The 17,225-nt window shown below is 69.6% G+C and carries 15 protein-coding genes, 1 tRNA gene and 1 pseudogene; 6 read left to right on the plus strand and 11 right to left on the minus strand.

What is annotated here, in order from left to right:
• The 3 genes and pseudogenes from ACWF62_RS06040 to ACWF62_RS06050 all read right to left on the minus strand — a co-directional run.
• On the minus strand, positions 1–185 hold a 185-nt coding region (locus ACWF62_RS06040), incomplete at its 3' end, for a hypothetical protein (RefSeq protein ID WP_452629629.1).
• A 160-nt stretch (positions 186–345) separates the two neighbouring features.
• A pseudogene (locus tag ACWF62_RS06045) lies at positions 346–603 on the minus strand (transposase); the annotation flags it as partial.
• Between the two features lie 78 nt (positions 604–681).
• On the minus strand, positions 682–843 hold the full coding sequence (locus tag ACWF62_RS06050; RefSeq protein ID WP_378505557.1) for a hypothetical protein: 162 nt from the start codon (positions 841–843) through the stop codon (positions 682–684).
• Between the two features lie 573 nt (positions 844–1,416).
• Here ACWF62_RS06050 and ACWF62_RS06055 point away from each other — a divergent pair.
• Positions 1,417–2,217: an alpha/beta fold hydrolase gene (locus ACWF62_RS06055; protein WP_452629630.1), complete on the plus strand. Its 801-nt coding sequence runs from the start codon at positions 1,417–1,419 to the stop codon at positions 2,215–2,217.
• A gap of 151 nt (positions 2,218–2,368) precedes the next feature.
• Here ACWF62_RS06055 and ACWF62_RS06060 read toward each other — a convergent pair.
• Positions 2,369–2,441 (minus strand) — tRNA-Arg (locus ACWF62_RS06060).
• Positions 2,442–2,666: 225 nt separating this feature from the next.
• On the opposite strand from ACWF62_RS06060, the gene ACWF62_RS06065 reads away from it, so the two are divergent.
• Positions 2,667–3,569, plus strand: a complete 903-nt coding sequence (locus tag ACWF62_RS06065; RefSeq protein ID WP_452629632.1) for an oxygenase MpaB family protein — start codon at positions 2,667–2,669, stop codon at positions 3,567–3,569.
• 6 nt (positions 3,570–3,575) lie between these two features.
• On the opposite strand, the gene ACWF62_RS06070 is transcribed toward ACWF62_RS06065, so the two are convergent.
• From ACWF62_RS06070 to ACWF62_RS06085, 4 genes are all read right to left on the minus strand, one after another.
• On the minus strand, positions 3,576–4,895 hold the full coding sequence (locus tag ACWF62_RS06070; RefSeq protein WP_452629633.1) for a YhgE/Pip domain-containing protein: 1,320 nt from the start codon (positions 4,893–4,895) through the stop codon (positions 3,576–3,578).
• 22 nt (positions 4,896–4,917) lie between these two features.
• Positions 4,918–7,185, minus strand: coding sequence for a glycoside hydrolase family 3 C-terminal domain-containing protein (locus tag ACWF62_RS06075; protein WP_452629634.1), 2,268 nt, complete (start codon positions 7,183–7,185; stop codon positions 4,918–4,920).
• Between the two features lie 144 nt (positions 7,186–7,329).
• Positions 7,330–9,675 carry an MMPL family transporter gene (locus tag ACWF62_RS06080; RefSeq protein ID WP_378505562.1) on the minus strand — a complete coding sequence of 782 codons (2,346 nt, stop codon included), beginning with the start codon at positions 9,673–9,675 and terminating at the stop codon, positions 7,330–7,332.
• 53 nt (positions 9,676–9,728) lie between these two features.
• Positions 9,729–10,376 carry a TetR/AcrR family transcriptional regulator gene (locus tag ACWF62_RS06085; RefSeq protein WP_378505563.1) on the minus strand — a complete coding sequence of 216 codons (648 nt, stop codon included), beginning with the start codon at positions 10,374–10,376 and terminating at the stop codon, positions 9,729–9,731.
• Positions 10,377–10,581: 205 nt separating this feature from the next.
• Between ACWF62_RS06085 and ACWF62_RS06090 the strand changes: the two genes are divergently transcribed.
• Both ACWF62_RS06090 and ACWF62_RS06095 read left to right on the plus strand, forming a co-directional pair.
• Entirely contained in the window at positions 10,582–11,625 is a 1,044-nt protein-coding gene (locus ACWF62_RS06090; protein WP_378505564.1) for an LLM class F420-dependent oxidoreductase, read from the plus strand.
• 144 nt (positions 11,626–11,769) lie between these two features.
• The gene (locus ACWF62_RS06095) at positions 11,770–12,666 is read left to right on the plus strand and encodes a universal stress protein (protein ID WP_452629635.1); all 897 of its coding nucleotides are present in this window, start codon (positions 11,770–11,772) and stop codon (positions 12,664–12,666) included.
• Positions 12,667–12,750: 84 nt separating this feature from the next.
• Here the strand turns inward: ACWF62_RS06095 and ACWF62_RS06100 are convergent, their stop codons facing one another.
• Positions 12,751–13,014, minus strand: a complete 264-nt coding sequence (locus ACWF62_RS06100) for a hypothetical protein (RefSeq protein ID WP_378505566.1) — start codon at positions 13,012–13,014, stop codon at positions 12,751–12,753.
• Positions 13,015–13,083: 69 nt separating this feature from the next.
• Between ACWF62_RS06100 and ACWF62_RS06105 the strand changes: the two genes are divergently transcribed.
• A complete protein-coding gene (locus ACWF62_RS06105) occupies positions 13,084–13,734 on the plus strand; it encodes a response regulator (RefSeq protein ID WP_378571584.1) in 651 nt (216 codons plus the stop codon).
• Positions 13,735–13,752: 18 nt separating this feature from the next.
• On the opposite strand, the gene ACWF62_RS06110 is transcribed toward ACWF62_RS06105, so the two are convergent.
• Complete coding sequence (locus tag ACWF62_RS06110; protein WP_378571582.1) at positions 13,753–14,340, minus strand: TetR/AcrR family transcriptional regulator; 588 nt, start codon at positions 14,338–14,340, stop codon at positions 13,753–13,755.
• 90 nt (positions 14,341–14,430) lie between these two features.
• Here ACWF62_RS06110 and ACWF62_RS06115 point away from each other — a divergent pair, with 90 nt between their 5' ends.
• Positions 14,431–15,459, plus strand: a complete 1,029-nt coding sequence (locus tag ACWF62_RS06115) for a beta-ketoacyl-ACP synthase III (RefSeq protein WP_378571580.1) — start codon at positions 14,431–14,433, stop codon at positions 15,457–15,459.
• Between the two features lie 75 nt (positions 15,460–15,534).
• Here the strand turns inward: ACWF62_RS06115 and ACWF62_RS06120 are convergent, their stop codons facing one another.
• The gene (locus ACWF62_RS06120) at positions 15,535–17,109 is read right to left on the minus strand and encodes a sensor histidine kinase (RefSeq protein ID WP_378571578.1); all 1,575 of its coding nucleotides are present in this window, start codon (positions 17,107–17,109) and stop codon (positions 15,535–15,537) included.
• Positions 17,110–17,225 lie beyond the last annotated feature (116 nt).

Consider the following 17,225-nt stretch of genomic DNA (forward strand, 5'->3'; position numbering starts at 1 on the left):
GTGGAGGATGCGCCGAGTGTGTGGGTGGTGCCGCGTTCGTCGATCTCGTGGACGAGGTGGACGCGGAGGGCGTCGAGTTGGCGCAGTCGTTCGGATAGTTCGGGGATGAGTGTGAGCAGTGTGTTTTCGTCGAGTTGCCACGCCTGTACCCGGTGGGGTGTGGTGAGTAGCTCGTCGAGGTCCATGTCTTGACGTTACTCGTATGTGTGTTCGATAGCAAGGGTGTTCGAGTGTGGATGTGATTGATGCGCAACAATATTCGCGTTCCATAACCTGTGTGGATGCCGCTCTCGCTGGGGTGCGATTGAGTCGCTGCTTGCCTGCCGCTGAACGATCGGGGCGGACTCAACCGGTCGACGCAACATCGCCTTGTTCGAGCAACTGCAACTGCTCGGCGAACACCTCGGCCGGATTCCAGCCGAGCACCTTCCGCGGTCGGTTATTGACGGCCAACGTGACCGCTTCGAGATCTTCGGCGCTCCAAGGTGACACGTCCGTTCTCCTCGGAAAACACTGTCGCAAAACGGCGTTCGTGTTCTCGATGGTCGGACGCAGTCACGGAGAATGCGGGTCGGTGAAGAACGCCTTCGTGCCGGTGTCGAGCGTGCGGCATGGACGTCGACGCCGAACTGTGTGAGCTGATTCCCGGACCGGTTCACCCTCCTGCCGGGGAGGCGAATGCTAACGCGGGATGAGATCTGTCAGCAGCCAGACGCCAACAGCTGTGAGAACGAAGTTCAGGATCAAAAGCACGATCGGCACGCCGGTACCCCAACGCTTACGTGCCAGCGCCTCGAGAACTCCGGTAGCGACACCGCCGACCGACAGCGAGAACAAGGTCACGGCCCCGTCGACTCCGCGTTCGTACCCGAACAGCGCACTGGCCCCCAATGCGATGCCAGTTACAGCAGCGACGCCAACCATTGCGAGGAATACGCCATGGGACTTCTCGTACCGGCGACGGTCAAGACTAGCTATGAACACAGGATGTCTCTCGATTCTGCAACGGAAGTCGTCGAGCCGTCAGCGTCAGCACCCTTGTGAGATCCCCACCGGAATGCGCCGACTATGGGGCAGATTGAAATCTGGGGTTGGGTTCCCCACCGGCTACGGAGGCTATCGCGCCAGCCCGGCCGGCGCCTCAGCGTCGATCGCGGTCAGGGTGGTCCGTGGGCGGGATCTCCGTGATCCGCCACCCCGTGAGGAATCGGCGAGCATTGACGAGGTAGTGGCGCAAATGGGCTGCGAGCCACGTCATCTCCCACGGCTTCAGGGGTTCCATGCCTTGATGGTCCCATATGCCCGAACCGGGCAGGCGGATGGCCGTTCGGCCTCGGAGGCGAGCCGAACGCGTGGACTGCCCCGGGTGCGCTCTGCTAGAAGGAAGTGATGAGAAACGGCGAGTTCGTGACATCCGTGAATCGAGCGGGAGCGGGGGATCCGGTACTGCTGTTGCACGGATTCACGCTCTCGCACCACGTGTGGCACGCCATCGTCGATGACCTTTCGAGCGACTACGACGTCCTGGCGATGACCATGCCGGGGCACTGGGGCGGCCCGCGCCTGCGCATGCGGGAACTGGGGATTCGTGGGCTTGCCGACGGAATCGAACGCAACCTCGACGCCCTTGGCTGGCACACCTGCCACGTTGCGGGTAACTCCCTGGGCGGACAGGTCGGCTTCGAACTCGAGCGGCGAGGTCGTGCACGATCGTTGGCTGCGATCAATCCCGGTGGGGGATGGGAGCGATTCTCGGCAACCGAGTTCCGGCTCGGGGTGGGGTTCACCGCGCAGTTTCCGCTGGCGGCGGTCGCCCGTCTCCTCGGCGACCGTGTGGCCACCAGGGAGCGCTTCCAGCGTCCGATCATCCGGAACTGCAGCAGGGATCTCGACGCCGTCACCCCCGACGACGCGGCCAACGTGCTCCGCGCGGTGTCGCACTGCCCCGTCTACCTGCCGATCCAGCTGGCGTTCCTGCGGGACGGGCCGCTCACCCACCTCGACCGGGTCACCGCGCCGACGACCCTGATCCTGTCCGAGTTCGACTCATTCCTCACCCGGGAAGAGTGCATGCAGCGACTGATCGACGAACTGCCTGAGCACGTGGCGGAGGTGGTCCTGCCCGGCGTTGGGCACATACCGATGCTGGAGAATCCCGGGATGGTTGCCGATGCCCTGCGTGCACACCTGGTAGGAGCGACGGGCGCGGGGTCATAGGTCATGCGCCTTGGCTGCCTGGGCGCAGAGCGACGAGACTGAGTGAGCCGGGCCCGGCGCTGGCCGTCGACGAATGAACCCTGCCCGCCTGCGTGTGACGCTGGCGGTCCATCGCGTGGTCGCACCCCGCCGGAGGGCGGCGGTGTCTCTGTGCCCTCGGCAGGATTCGAACCTGCGACACCGGCTTTAGGAGAGCCGTGCTCTATCCCCTGAGCTACGAGGGCGTCGGGGTCTGTCACCCCGGTGCAACTAGGAAGTGTAGCGGGGTACCCGCCAACGGCCTGTCGGCCGGGTCGACGGAACCCTCTTGACGGGCGCCGCGCGGGTGGTATGTTAACGGCAATTCGCGGTGGTGTTGACGTCGTCGAGGAGGGGGGATGACGTCAACACCGACGAGAAGTAGTGAAATGCAGACTGTTTCGTCAACGGGTGTCAGTCGGAGGGGACGCATGCCGCGCAGCTATGTCGATCTCGGACACCCACCGCTGCTGACCGCCGCGCAGACCCGCATCGCGATCACCACCACCCGCACCCGGGTGGCCCGGAAGCACCCGGATCTCACCGACGCCCTCGACTTCTGGTCCTTCGCCGGAGCTGCCGCGAACGTGGTCATGCAGATCGGCTGGCCCGAGGTCGCGTGCGGGGTGATCGAGAGCAGGGTGCCGTCCGGGGCGCTGATGCAGCATCCGTGGAAGCGGGCCCGCACCACCACCCAGTATCTCGCCGTCGCGATCCTCGGGACCGACGACGAACGTGCCGCCTACCGGGAGGCCGTCAACGGCGCGCACCGACACGTCCGATCCGACGAGACGAGCCCGGTCGAGTACAACGCCTTCAACAGGGAACTGCAGCTGTGGGTCGCGGCCTGCCTCTACATCGGGTTCGAGGACTCGCACCAGCTGCTGCACGGGAAGCTGTCGGCGGATGACCTTGAGCACTTCTACCAACGGTCCGCCACGCTCGGGACGACGCTGCAGGTCACCGAGGAGATGTGGCCCGCGACCCGCGCCGACTTCGACACCTACTGGAACACCGCCTGCGCGCGGGTCCGGTTCGACGAGCGGACCGCCCGCTTCGTCGATGACCTCGTCGGACTGCGGATGATCGCGTGGCCGATCCGGGCACCGTTTCGGAACCTGCTGCGCTTCCTGACGATCGGTTTCCTGCCGCCGCTGTTCCGCGAACAACTCGGACTGGAGTGGACCGCGGACGACCGGCGCCGATTCGAGCACCTGTTCATCTTCGTCTCGTTCGTCAACCGGTTCCTGCCCGGCTTCATCCGGAACGGCGGGAGCCGCCTGCTGATGCGGGATCTGCGCCGCCGGATCGGCAAGGGGTCGAAGCTCCTCTGACCCCGGTCAGGCCGGCGTCGTCGCGACCCCGCGGTGGAACCCCTTGCGGTCGTACAGTGCCGCGGTGACCGCACCGATCACCAGGCCGACGGCCAACCCGATCGCCGTCATCGTCACCGCGTGCGTCAACTCCCGTGCCCCACCCTCGCCGAAGTACAGCAGCGCCCGCACCCCGAGGAACACCTGGTGCATCGGCTCGAAGCTCGCCAGCCAGCCGAAGAACGGCGGGGTGGCCTCGATCGGGATCGTGCCGCCCGCGGACGGCAGTCCGAGGACGACGAAGATGATCAGGTTGATGATCATGCCCGCGGTACCGAAGATCGCCAGCACCGACATCGCCGTGATCCCCACCGCCGCGATCGCGAACGTGCCGTACAGCCACAGTCCCAACGCGTTCTGCAGCGGCATCGACAGCAGATGCGAAATCCACACGTACAACCCCGACACCAGCGGTGCGACCACCAGCATCACCGCCCACTTCACCGCGAGGGTCTGCAGCCGCGAGATCTCGACCGCCGGATTGTGCAGATACCGCGGGCCGAACTCGGTTGGCGCGAACCCAAGCATGCCGTCGATCAGGGTGTTGACGATCATCGCCCCGGTGAATCCGGCGAGAAGGACCAGCAGTGCGTAGTAGAACGCGGACAGCCCGTTCCCGGTGCCGTCCGGCAGCGGCTTGTGCGGGACGGTCAGCACGTTGATCGGCTCCGCCAGCGTGAGCCGGGACGCGCCGGGCACCGGGGTGTCGCCGACCCCGGCGGCGACCTGCTCGGTGACCTGCCTGCCGACCGTCTCGTTGACCGTCTCCATCGCGGGCCCGGTGATGGCCTCGACGATCCCGACACCGAACGTTCCTGCCCGCGGATTCGTGTACACCGTGATGATCGGGCGTTCCACATCCCCCGGCACCACGCTGGACTGGGCGAGGATCATCATGCGTTTCGTGAAGTCCGACGGGATCATGATCGCGCCGTACACCTCCGCGGAGTCGAGCATCGACTGCGCGGTGCCGATCCCGACCTGCCGCAGGTCCACCTTGTCGGCGGGAATCCCGTCGGTGAGGCCCGCGACGATCTGCTCGCCGATGTTCTGCCGGGCATCCGACCCCGGAGGCACATCCCCCTCGTCCTGGTTGACGACGGCGATCGGAAAGCCGTGCAGGCTCCCCTTCGGGTCCAGGATCCCGCCCAGGTACAGCGCCGCAAGCAGCGACATCAGCAGCGCGACCACCAGGATCGGGGCCGCCCAGAACAGCGGCGTGCGCAGCTTCCTGGTCCGAGCGCCCGGTTCGACGGCCTCCGGTGCCAGATGCTTCGGACTGTTCATCTCGCCGCCTCTCGTCGCGGTGTCAGGGGCGGAATGTGTGCTCGCGCACGGCCTCGACCAGCCCGTCGATGACGGTGCCGGTCATGCCGGGGCTGAACGCCGCCAGCTTCGTCAGCGGCGCGCCCGCCGCCATCTTCAGCAGCAGCGGATCCACGTCACCGAGTCCGGGGCCGCCGCCGGCTGCCGCGAACGCCTCCGCCAGCAGCGGCCCGCCAATAGGATGCGCGAACCACTCGCCGAGCGTGGACATCCCGGTTAGGGTCGGCGGGATCCCGTCACCGGGGGAGGTGTGGACCCCGGCCAGCCGGATATCCCGTGAGGACGCGCCGACCCGAATCTCGAAGTCGCCCGCCTCCACCACCCAGCGGTGCTCGCGGACCGACCAGAACGCGAACGCGCGCTCGTCGAGGGCGATCGTCACCTGCCGAGACTCGCCCGGCACCAACAGCACCTTCGCGAAGCCCTTCAGCTCGTGGACCGGCCGATCGACGGTGGACTCGACGTCGCGGACGTAGACCTGCGCCACCTCCGCCCCGGCCCGGTCGCCGGTGTTGGTGACGGTGAACGACACCGTCAGGCCGTCGCCGGACGGGTCGAGCGCGAGGTCGGCGTAGTCGAAGGTGGTGTAGGACAAGCCGAATCCGAACGGGTATGCCACCGGCACGTCCAGGGTGTCGAACCAGCGGTACCCGACGTGGATTCGTTCGCCGTAGACGACGACGCCGTCGGAGCCGGGGAAGTTGAGGCGACTCGGGGTGTCCTCGAGTCGCAGCGGGATCGTCTCGGTCAGCCGACCCGACGGCGTCGCCAGCCCGAACAGCAGGTCCACCGTCGCGGACCCACCGGCCTGCCCGAGCAGCCACCCCTCCAGGATCGCTTGCGCGCGGTCCCGCCAATCGGCGACCGAGACCACCGCGCCGTTCGACAGCACAACGGCGACACGGGGATTGACGTCAGCGACGGCATCGAGCAGGGCCAACTGGTCGGCGGGCAGGGCGAGGCCGGTGCGGTCGAACCCCTCCGACTCGACCGCCGTCGGTAGCCCGAGGAACAGCAGCACCGTGTCCGCCGACCCGGCGAGCGTCACCGCCTCCGCGACCAGGTCGGGGTCCGCGACCCCGTCCAACCGGAACCCGGGCTCGAAACGCGCAGCCGTCCCTGCGAGTTCGGTGATCGCGTCGAGGACGGAGTCGACGCGGGTCGGGACGACCTGGGAACTGCCGGACCCCTGGAATCGTGGGGTGCGAGCGAACTCGCCGATCACCGCGATCGACTCGAGCGCCGTCGCCTCGAGCGGCAGCAGCCCGTCCTCGTTCTTGAGTAGCACCGCGGACTCGGTTGCCGCCGCGGCGGCGAGCGCGTGGTGGGCGTCGGTGTCATAGCGGCCCGCGTCGGTGGCGGTCGCCCGGTCAACTAGGGCCAGCACCCGCTCCACCGCCGTGTCGACGATCGCCTCGTCCAGCGCTCCCGACTCGACGGCCGCGATCACCGCGTCGTCGCCCGCCGCCGCTGGCATCGTCAGATCCAGCCCAGCGGCCAGAGCGCGCACCCGGTCGTTCACCGCGCCCCAATCCGACATCACCAGGCCGTCGAAACCCCATTCGTCGCGGAGCACCGTCGTCAGCAGCCACCGGTTCTCGCTCACCGCTACGCCCCGCAGCGTGTTGTACGAGCACATCACCGTCCACGGTAGGGCGGTGGTGACGATGCGTTCGAAGGCGGGGAGGTAGATCTCGCGGAGGGTGCGCTCGTCGGCCTGCACGTCGACCCGCATCCGGTCGGTTTCCTGATTGTTCGCGGCGAAATGCTTGAGTGAGGTTCCGACGCCGCGGGATTGCACGCCAAGCACCCAGGCGGCGCCGAGTGTCCCGGCCAGGAACGGGTCCTCCGAGTAGTACTCGAAGTTCCGTCCGCACAGCGGGGATCGACGGATGTTCACCCCCGGCCCGAGCAGGACCGACACCCCCTCGGCGCGCGCCTCGTCGCCGAGCGCGGTGCCGACGGTATGGATCAGGTCGACGTTCCAACTCGACCCGAGGCCGACGGCCGGCGGAAAGCAGGTCGCGGGGACGCTGTCACCGAGTCCGAGGGCGTCGCCGCCCTCGGACTGCTTGCGCAGGCCGTGCGGCCCGTCGGTGACCAACAGTGCGGGCACCCCCGCTTCCGGGATCGCGGCCGTGTGCCAGAAGTCGGCGCCGGTGGTCAGCGCCACCTTGCTGGCCAGGCCGAGCCCGGCGCGGGCGCCCGCGGTTGCGCCGCGTACCGGCTCCGAATGGGATTGCTGGGTCATCGAATTCCCGTCCGCCGTCCGGCGCCGGGTGGTGCCACCCGGCGCGTTCACCCAGCCTATGTCGGGAAGCGGGTCCGGGCCGGACGACACCTCCGGCCGCGTCGCGGTGCCGACGCGGCCGGAGGTGTCGTGCCGGAACCCGGGCTACGGTGCGGCCGGTGCCGGGCTGGCCTGCTCGTCGGGCAGTTCGCGACGGAGCTTCTCGCCCTCGATGTCGACGTTCGGCAGGATCCTGTCCAGCCACTTTGGCAGCCACCACGCCTTGTCCCCGAGCACCGCCATCACCGCGGGGATGATCACCATCCGGACGATGAACGCGTCGAACAGGACGGCGGCGGCGAGGGCGAACCCGATCGACTTGATGAACGAGTTGGGTTCGAGGATGAACGCGCCGAACACCGAGATCATGATCAGCGCGGCCGCGGACACGACGCGGGCGCCGTGGCTGAAGCCAATGGTCATGGCCTCCTTCGCGGACGCACCGTGCACGTACTCCTCGCGCATCCGGGTCACCAGGAACACCTGGTAGTCCATCGCGAGGCCGAACACCACCCCGATCAGGAAGATCGGCATGAAGCTGACCAGCGGCTGCGGGTTCGAGATGAGCCCGCCCCAGCCCTCCTGGAAGATCGCGACGGTGGCACCGAAGGTGGCCGCGACGCTGAGCAGGAAGCCGAGGGCCGCGGTCAGCGGCACCAGGATCGACCGGAACACCAGCATCAGCAGGATGAACGCCAACCCGACGACGATGATCAGGTAGGGGACCAGTGCGCCGAGCAGTCGATCGGAGATGTCCGTCTCCAACGCGGTCTGCCCGGTGACGCCGTAGTTGACGCCGATCTGCTCGTGCAGGTCGCCCTCGCCGTCGCGGATCGACTGCATCAGGTCGACGGTCCGGCTGTCGGTGGGGGCGCTGCCGGGGGTGACGAGGATCTGGGCGGTGTCCCCGGCCGGGTTCATCGCGACGATCTGCGCGTTGACGACGTCGTCCTGCTCGGAGATCGTCCGGACCACCGTGCCGAACGCCTCGGGTGCCGGGACCGTGGCGTCCTTGGCGTCGACGACGACGATCAGCGGGGAATTGCGGCCGGGGCCGAACGCGTCGGACACCAGGTCATACGCCTGCCGCGAACTGGTCGCGGGGTCGCCGGTGCTCTCGGACGGCAGGGCCAGCTTCAGTCCGGCGGCGGGCAGCGCGAGGACGCCGAGGACGGCGATGCCGGCGATCAGCGGGATCGCGGGCCTGCGGCCGACCCAGCCCGCGTAGCGGGTGGCCGGACCGGGGGCCGCGTCCTCCGCCTCCGGGTCCGGCGCCGTGACGAACGGTAGCCGCCCCGCGAACGCCTTCCTGCCGAGCAGGCCGAGGAAGGCGGGCAGGAAGGTCAGCGCGACGAGCACCGCGATCAGTACCGCGAACGCGGCGGCCATGCCCATGTCGGAGAGGAACTTGATGCCGACGACACGGAGCGCGACGAGCGCGATGATCACCGTCAGGCCCGCGAACACCACCGCGGATCCGGCGGTGCCGACCGCGCGACCCGCGGCCTCCTCCCGGTTGCCGGTGACGGTGATCTCGTGCCGGAAGCGGGACACGATGAACAGCGAGTAGTCGATCGCGACGGCGAGGCCGATCATCACGGCCAGGGTCGGTGTCATCGACCCGAGCTCGGTGAAGCCGGTCGCGACCGTGATACCGAGCGAGCCGATGCCGACACCGATGATCGCGGAGATCAGCGGCAGGCCGGCCGCGACCAGGGAACCGAAGGTGAGCATCAGCACGACGGCGGCAACGGCGAGGCCGATGAGTTCGGCGGATCCGCCCGGCATTTCGGGGGTCTGCGCGGCGGAGCCGCTGACCTTGACGGTCAGCCCGGCGTCCCGTGCGACCTGCGCCGCGGCGTCGATCCGGTCGGTCAGCTCGGTGGTGACATCCTGGTAGTCGCCGCCGAACGGGACCTCGACGTAGCCGACCGTCCGGTCGGGGCTGAGCGGGGAGAGTGCCTGCGCATCGGCGAGGGCCTGGTCGACGGGCTTCCCGGTCTCCTCGGCCTGCGCGGTTGTCATCGCCGTCAGCTGCTCGTTCGCGACGACGGGGTTGACCAGCGCGCCCCGGGACTCCTCGGGTGACGCGGTCGCCGGGTCGACCTTCGCGGCCGGATCCACCAACTCGATGCCGCGGATCTGCGCGAGGGTGGCATCCATCGCGGCCTGATTCCCCGGACTGTCGAGGGTCTGACCCTCCGGAGCGGCGAACACGTACCGCGCGGAGATCGAACTGAACGGGTCCTTGTCGCCTGCCGGGAACCGTTCCGCCATCAGGTCCTGCGCCTTCTGCGCGGGGGTCCCCGGGATGGAGAACGAATCGTTGGTCGGGCCGGACAGGGTCGCGGCGCCGACACCCATCAGGACGAGGATGGCGAGCCAGATGGACAGGACGGTGCCCTTGCGCCGGTAGGCGAACTTGCCGATCCGGTACAGGTAGGTGGCCATGAAGGACCCTTCGTGTGTCGGGGGTGCGGGTGGCTGGGCGGGTCGGTGGTCGGTTAGGGGACGGGCGGCGCTGGCCGGGCGGCGGGGGGTCTGCGGGGAGTCGGCTGCGGGAGCCCGGCACGCAGCATCGCGAACGTCTCCCGGACCAGGGGCTCCGGTGTGGGATGGCCGGTGTTGCCGCCGAGCCACAGCTCGATCGCGGACTTGGCCGCGGTGCCGACCGCCATCTGCAGCACGTTCGGATACAGGTCGGTGTCGACGTCCGTCCCGGTGCGCGCCGCGATCGCCTCGCCGAGGGTGCGGGTGACCCGGCCGTGCAGGGCGATGTGGCGGGCCAGCAGCGCGGGGCTGTCCTCGATCAGCATCATCTCGGCGCGGACGTCCTCCAGATCGCGGACCGGATCGAGGACGATGGACAGGACGATCGCCTCGAGGGAGTCCCAGATCGGTTCGTCGAGGGGGCGCGCGTAGAGGCGTTCCACCCAGCCCGCGACGTCGGCCTCGAAGCGGTAGAGCACCGCTTCTTCCTTGGAGGCGAAGTAGTTGTGGAACGTGCGGGTGGACACGCCGGCCTCCGCCGCGATCGCCTCGGCGGTGACGCCGCCGAGGCCGGCCGGTTTCGCGAGGCGGATCGCGGCCTCGCTGAGTGCCAGGCGGGTGGCGGCCTTCTTCTGGTCGCGCAGGCCGGTGGGGGTGCTCACCCCAACCAACGTACGGAAAGTGCAGTTCTCTGCAAACTTGCAGGTTGATGCAAAACTGTGGGGTTGGTTACATCCGCCGCCGTGCCGTGGCGACCGTCACCCGCCCCCGGGTCATCGATCCCGCTCGCCTCGGTCCTACGGTTTCCCGACCTGGCTGCGTAATGTCCTAGCGAGCAGTCACCTCACAGCCGATTGGAGTGTCCCGGTGCACATCGGAACCCAGATCACCTACAGCGGCGGGTTCGCCGAAACGGTCGCCGAGGTCGCCGACCTCGAACGGGCGGGCCTCGACATCGCGTTCATCGCCGAGGCCTATTCGTTCGACGCGGTCAGCCAGCTCGGCTTCCTCGCCGCGAAGACCACCAGCCTGAAGCTGGCGTCCGGGATCTTCCAGATCTACACCCGCACCCCGTCATTGATGGCGATGACCGCCGCCGGGCTCGACTACGTCTCCGGCGGACGGTTCGTGCTCGGCATCGGTGCCTCCGGCCCGCAGGTCATCGAGGGCTTCCACGGCGTGAAGTACGACGCCCCGCTCGGGCGCACCCGCGAGCTCGTCGACATCTGCCGCCAGGTGTGGCGCCGCGAGAAGGTGCAGTACGACGGCAAGTACTACCAGGTGCCGCTGCCCGCCGAGAAGGGCACCGGGCTCGGCAAGCCGCTCAAGCTGATCAACCACCCGGTGCGCGAACGGATCCCGATCGTCATCGCCGCGCTCGGCCCAAAGAATGTGGCGCTGACCGCCGAGATCGCCGAGGGCTGGCAGCCGATCTTCTTCCACCCGGAGAAGGCCCGGACCGTGTGGGGCGAGTCGCTGGACGCCGGCAAGGCCAAGCGCGACCCGGCGCTGGGCGAGCTGGAGATCTACGCCGGCCCGGCGCTCGCGATCGGTGACGACGTCGAGCACATGCTGGAATGGATCAAGCCGCACCTCGCGCTGTACATCGGCGGCATGGGTGCGCGCGGCAAGAACTTCTACAACGATCTCGCCTGCCGGTACGGATACGAGGCGGAGGCGAAGACCATCCAGGACCTGTACCTGGACGGCAAGAAGCAGGAGGCCGCGGCCGCGGTGCCGGACGAACTGGTGCGCGCGATCTCGCTGATCGGCCCCGAGGGGTACGTCCGGGAGCGGGTGGCCGCGTTCAAGGAGGCGGGCGCGACGACCCTGACCGTCACCCCGATGGCCCCCGACACCGCGGGCCGGGTCTCCCAGATCGAGAAGCTGCGCTCCATCATCGACGCGTAGCGCAGCGACACCCCCGCCTCATGGTTCCCGGCGGGGCGGGGGTGATGGCCGCGACGCACGACACGGACCGTCGACCGACGCGGCGCGGCCCCGGAACCGGGACAATGGGCACCGACAGTGTCTCGAGCCGAGTGAGGGAGCAGCATGAGCGCAGGCAAGCCCGTCGTGGTTGGCGTGGACGGATCGGAATCGGCGTCGACGGCCGTGGTGTGGGCGGCGCGAACGGCCGCGGCCCGCACGCTTCCGCTGCTGCTCGTCTCCGTCGTGCACGTACCCGCCTACTACTACACCGAGCCCTATCTGGTGCGCGGCTACGGCGACGACCTGAAGAACGCGGGCCGTGCCCACCTCGACAGCGCCGCGGTACTCGCCCGCGAGGCCGCCGAGGAGGTGGGTCTGCTCGAGGTGGACAGCAAGCTGCACGAGGGCCGGATCTCGGAGATCCTGCTCCAGTACGCGCCGCGGGCGTCGATGATCGTCCTCGGCAATCGGGGGCTCGGCGAATTCAGCGGGGCGCTGCTCGGGTCGGTCGCCCGCGCGGTCGCCGCGCACTCGACGGCGCCCGTCGCGGTGGTTCGCGGGCGCACGCTCGACGGCAGGCCGCCGACCGAGGGCCCGATCGTGGTCGGCGTCGACGGTTCCGAGATCAGCGAGGACGCGCTCGCTGCCGCGTTCCGGGAGGCGTCCGCGCGGAACGCGCAACTGATCGCGGTGAACGTGTGGAGCGACGTGTCGGTGCAGCCGTCCCTCGGCGCGACCGAGGACGATCCGCACTGGCGCTCGATCCAGTCCGCGGAGGAGGCGGTGCTGTCGGAGCGGCTCGCCGGTCACATCGAGCAGTACCCGGACGTGCCGGTGCAGCGGGTGGTCCGCCGCGACCGGCCGGTCCGGGTGCTCAGCGAATTCGCCGAGCAGGCGCAGCTTCTCGTCGTCGGCAGCCACGGCCGCGGTGGATTCGCGGGCATGCTGCTCGGGTCGACCAGCGCGGCCCTGATGAGCACCGCGGACTGCCCGGTGCTGATCGTGCGTCCGACGCCGTAACCGGGCCGACCCGCACCGCGCGAAGGGCCGGTACCGATCGGTACCGGCCCTTCGCGCGTGCGACGCGGCAGCGTCGGTGTCGGTTCAGCCGAACTCGTCGAGCCCGCCCGCCCGCAACTGCGCCCACACGTCGGTGGGGTGCACGCCGCGGCGGACGGCGTCATTCTCGATCAGCACGCCGAGCAGGACCGAGTTCAGGAACGCGAGCGCGTCCGGGTCGTGCCGGGCGGACTTGACCTCGGCCCACCGGGCGACGTTGCCGCGCTTGGCCGCGGACGCCATCTCCAGCGCCGTCTCGAACAGGGCAGCGGCATCGGACGCGGGTCGGGTGGTGGTCAGGTCGGTCACGGCGTCGAGCCTCGCCGACGGGGACCCCGGCCGATAGTGCCGAAGGTCCCGATGTGCTGGGATCGGAGCATGCAGACACGGCTGTTCCTGGTCGACGACCACGAGATCGTGCGGCGGGGTCTGGTGGACCTGCTCGGCGGCGCCCCCGACCTCACCGTCGTCGGGGAGGCGTCCTCGGTGTCGGGTGCGCTGGCGGGGTATCCGGAGTCCGGCGCCGACGTCGCGGTGCTCGATGTGCGGCTGCCCGACGGGTCCGGGGTGGAGTTGTGCCGCGAACTGCGGTCGACGCATCCGGGGCTGCGGTGCCTGATGCTCACCTCGTTCTCGGACGACGAGGCGCTGTTCGACGCGGTCATGGCAGGCGCGTCCGGCTACCTGCTCAAGCAGATACTGGGCACCGACCTGATCTCCGCGGTGCGAACCGTCGCCGCGGGCGGCTCCCTGTTCGCCGACCGGGACACGGCAGCGGTGCTGGCCCGGATCCGCGAGCAGCGCACCCAGGGCGGTCTCGTCGATGTGCTCACCGATCAGGAGAAGGTGGTGCTCGACCTGATCGGGGAGGGGCTGACGAACCGGGAGATCGGGGCCCGCATGCACCTGGCGGAGAAGACGGTGAAGAACTACGTGTCCCGGCTGCTGGCGAAGCTCGGGATGCAGCGCCGCACGCAGGCGGCGGTGCTGGCGACCGAGCTGAGGGGCCGGCCCGGCCGCGGACGGTGACGCGGACTCCGGCCGCGGTCAGCGCGCGCCGTCGAGGTGGTGCCGCAGCAGCACCGTCAGCTGCCCGTGCGCGTCGGTGAATGGGCGGCTCGACCCGAGCGCGCGGGCCTGCACGATCGCGCCTTCGATCACCGACAGCAGCAGGCCCGCTGTCGGCCGTGCGGTTGCCGCGGGGATCCCGGCCGCGACCAGGCCGTCGGCGAGTCGGGCCGTCCACTCGTCGAACGCCTGCCCGGCCGCGGCCCGCACCGCCGGATCCGATTCGTCCAGCGCGGCGGCCATCATGAACGAACCGAGCCGGTAGTCGCTCGATTCGAGCGGCTCGCGCCAGAACGCGAGCAGCTCGTCCAGCCAGTGCTCGATCGACGGTGCGGTCGCGAGGGCGTCCGCGGTCGCGGCAAGGTGGGAGTGCACCACCCGGGAGACGATCCGGGTCGCGGCCTCGACCAGCTGACTCTTGCCCGCCGGGAAGTGCTGGTACAGCGAGTTTCGGGAGGCGTTGCTCCGCTTGAGGAGTTCGGTGAGCCCGGCCGCGTGGATCCCGGACTCCTGCACCATCGTGATGGTGCTCGCGAGCAGGCGGGCGCGCGGGCGCGGCGGCGTCATGGGAATCCTCCGATTCGCTTGTGTGAACCGATCGGTTCATGTTAGATCGGATTCGGACGTGAACCGGTCGGTTCATAGCGAGAGGATGTCATGCCCGCCCAGATCGCCACCGCAACACCCGTCGCCAACGCGGCGCTCCTCGGTCTCGGGGTGTACCGGCCCCGCCGCGTCGTCCCCAACGCCGAGATCGTCGACCGCATCGATTCCTCCGACGAGTGGATCCGGACCCGATCGGGGATCACCGCTCGGCACTGGGCCTCGGACGACGAGACGATCGTCTCGATGAGCGTCGCCGCCGCGCGGGACGCCCTGTCCGCCGCCGGGATCGCCGCCGATCAGGTCGACGCCGTGGTGTTGGCCACCTCGTCGCAGATGGTGCTCGGGCCCTCGGCAGGCGCGGTGGTCGCCACCGAACTCGGCATGCACGACACCGCCGCCTACGACGTCTCCGCCGGGTGCGCGGGGTTCTGCTATGCGCTCGGCAACGCGGCGGCCCTGGTGCGGGCAGGCCAGGCGCGGCACGTCCTGGTGATCGGCGTCGAACGGCTGTCGGATCTGCTCGACACGTCCGACCGGACCTGCGCATTCATCTTCGCCGACGGTGCGGGTGCCGCCGTGGTCGGACCGTCCGACGTCGAGGGGATCGGCCCGGTCGCGTGGGGATCGGACGGCGCGCAGACCGCGGCGATCAAGCAGGACAAGGACTTCATGGCGTACTTCGCCGAGGTCGCGGACCGCGGTGCGGATGCCGAGCGCCCCTACATTCGCATGAACGGGCAGGCGGTCTTCCGGTGGGCGGTGACCTTCCTGGAGAAGGCCTGCCGCGACGCCCTGGAGCGTTCCGGTGTCACCGTCGACGACCTCGACGCGTTCGTGCCGCATCAGGCCAACAGCCGGATCACCGACGCGCTGGTCCGGGCGCTGGGTGTGCCCGACTCCGTCGCCGTCGCCCGCGACATCGTGGAGGCCGGAAACACCAGTGCCGCATCGATTCCGATGGCGATGGAGCAGCTGCTGCGGTCCGGCGGCGCGAAGGCCGGTGACACCGCGCTGCTGATCGGTTTTGGTGCGGGCCTTGCCTACGCCGGGCAGGTCGTCACCCTCCCACCGATCGCCTGACCCGTCCCGCGCCACCGAACGGGCGGTTGCCGCGCCGGCCACTCGGCCGATGCCCCGGCAACCGCCCGTTCGGTGTCACACCAGCGGTGCGCGCCAGGTGAGGGTGGTGCCGCCGCCGAGGGCGGACCGCACCTCGCAGGCGCCGCCACACGCCGCGGCCCGCTTCGCCAGATTCGACAGGCCGCTGCGGGGTTCGGTGCCGGACATGCCGACCCCGTCGTCCGCGATCGCGACCACGAACTCGTCGGCCGCCGTCACCGTGACGGTGATCGAGCGCGCGGCGGCATGTCGGCGCGCATTGGAAAGGCCCTCACGGAGAACGGCTTCCGCGTGCAGGGCGATGGCCTGGGGGACCAGGGTGTCGATCGCCCCGGAGAACTGCACCGACGGGGTGACCTCGGACGTCAGCTCGCCGACCACGTCCAGCAGCCGCCGTCGCAGCCCGGCGGTCGGGGTGGCCTCCGCCGACTGCAGATCGAAGATGGTGGTGCGGATCTCGCGGACCGTGGTGTCCAGTTGTTCGACGGACCTGGCGAGCACCTCCGCGGTACGACCCGACGCCGTCGCGGCAATCGACTGCAGGCTCATCCCGGTCGCGAAGAGGCGTTGGATGACGTTGTCGTGCAGGTCCCTGGCGATCCGGTCGCGGTCGGCGAGCACGTCCAGCAGCCGCTGCTGACGCTGCTGGTGCGCGAACTCGAGGGCCACCGCCGCCAGGTCCGCCATCGACGCGAGTCGCTGCATCTCGTCCGGGTCCCAGTCGGGTCCGCCCGCGCCCGCGCTGACCACCAGCGCGCCCTGGACGTGCTGCGGGCCCGACACCGGCACCGTCGCCGACCGGACCGCGCCCGCGCTGAGCACCGCGAAGTCGACGCGCTGCCCGACCGTTCGTCGGGGATCGGTGGACGCGAGCACGACCCCGTCCGAGTCGACGGTGTCGACCAGGGTGACCGCGTCCGCGGAGCCGAGTTCACGTACCTGCCGCACCAGCAGGTCCAGGGTCTCGGGTACCGAACCGCCGATCAGCAGCCGCGAGGTGATCGACGACATCGCCGTCAGCCAGCGTTCCCGGGTACGGGACTGCTCGAACAGTCGGGCATTGTCGATCGCCAGCGCCGCCGCCTCGGCCAGCACCGTCAGGATGGTCTGGTCCTCGTCGGTGAACTCCGGGCCGGCGCGCTTCTCGGTGAGGTAGATGCTGCCGAACGCCCGACCGCGCACGATGATCGGCATCCCGAGGAAGCTGCGCATCGGGGGATGGTTCGGGGGAAATCCGATCGAGGAGGTGTGGGTGGCGAGGTCGCGGATCCGGACCGGCCGAGGATCCTCGATCAGCAGCCCGAGCAGGCCGCGGCCCTCCGGAAGGTGGCCCATCGACGCGCGGGTGGCGGCGTCGATGCCCTCGTACACGAACTCCGACAGCCCGCCGCCGGGGGCCCGGACACCGAGTGCGCCGTACCGCGCTCCGAGCAGTTCGGTGGCGGTCCGCACGATCCGCTGCAGGGTGGTGTCCAGGTCCAGGCCGGCGCCGACCACCAGCACCGCCTCGAGCAGATCACGCAGGGTCCGCGGGGAACTGACGCTCTCGCCGAGGCGGCGGTGCACGGTGCCGAGCAGCTGATTCAGGCCGCTGGCGGGATCGTCGACCATGCCCCGAGCCTACTGGGGGCATGGTCTACAGGGTCCCGTGTCCGGCTCCCGAGGCCGCCCCCCGCGGGCAGGGGGGGAGGGCAGGGGGGGTTTGCCCCATCCCGGTGCTTGAGACA

The organism is Rhodococcus sp. NPDC054953 (assembly GCF_053609225.1).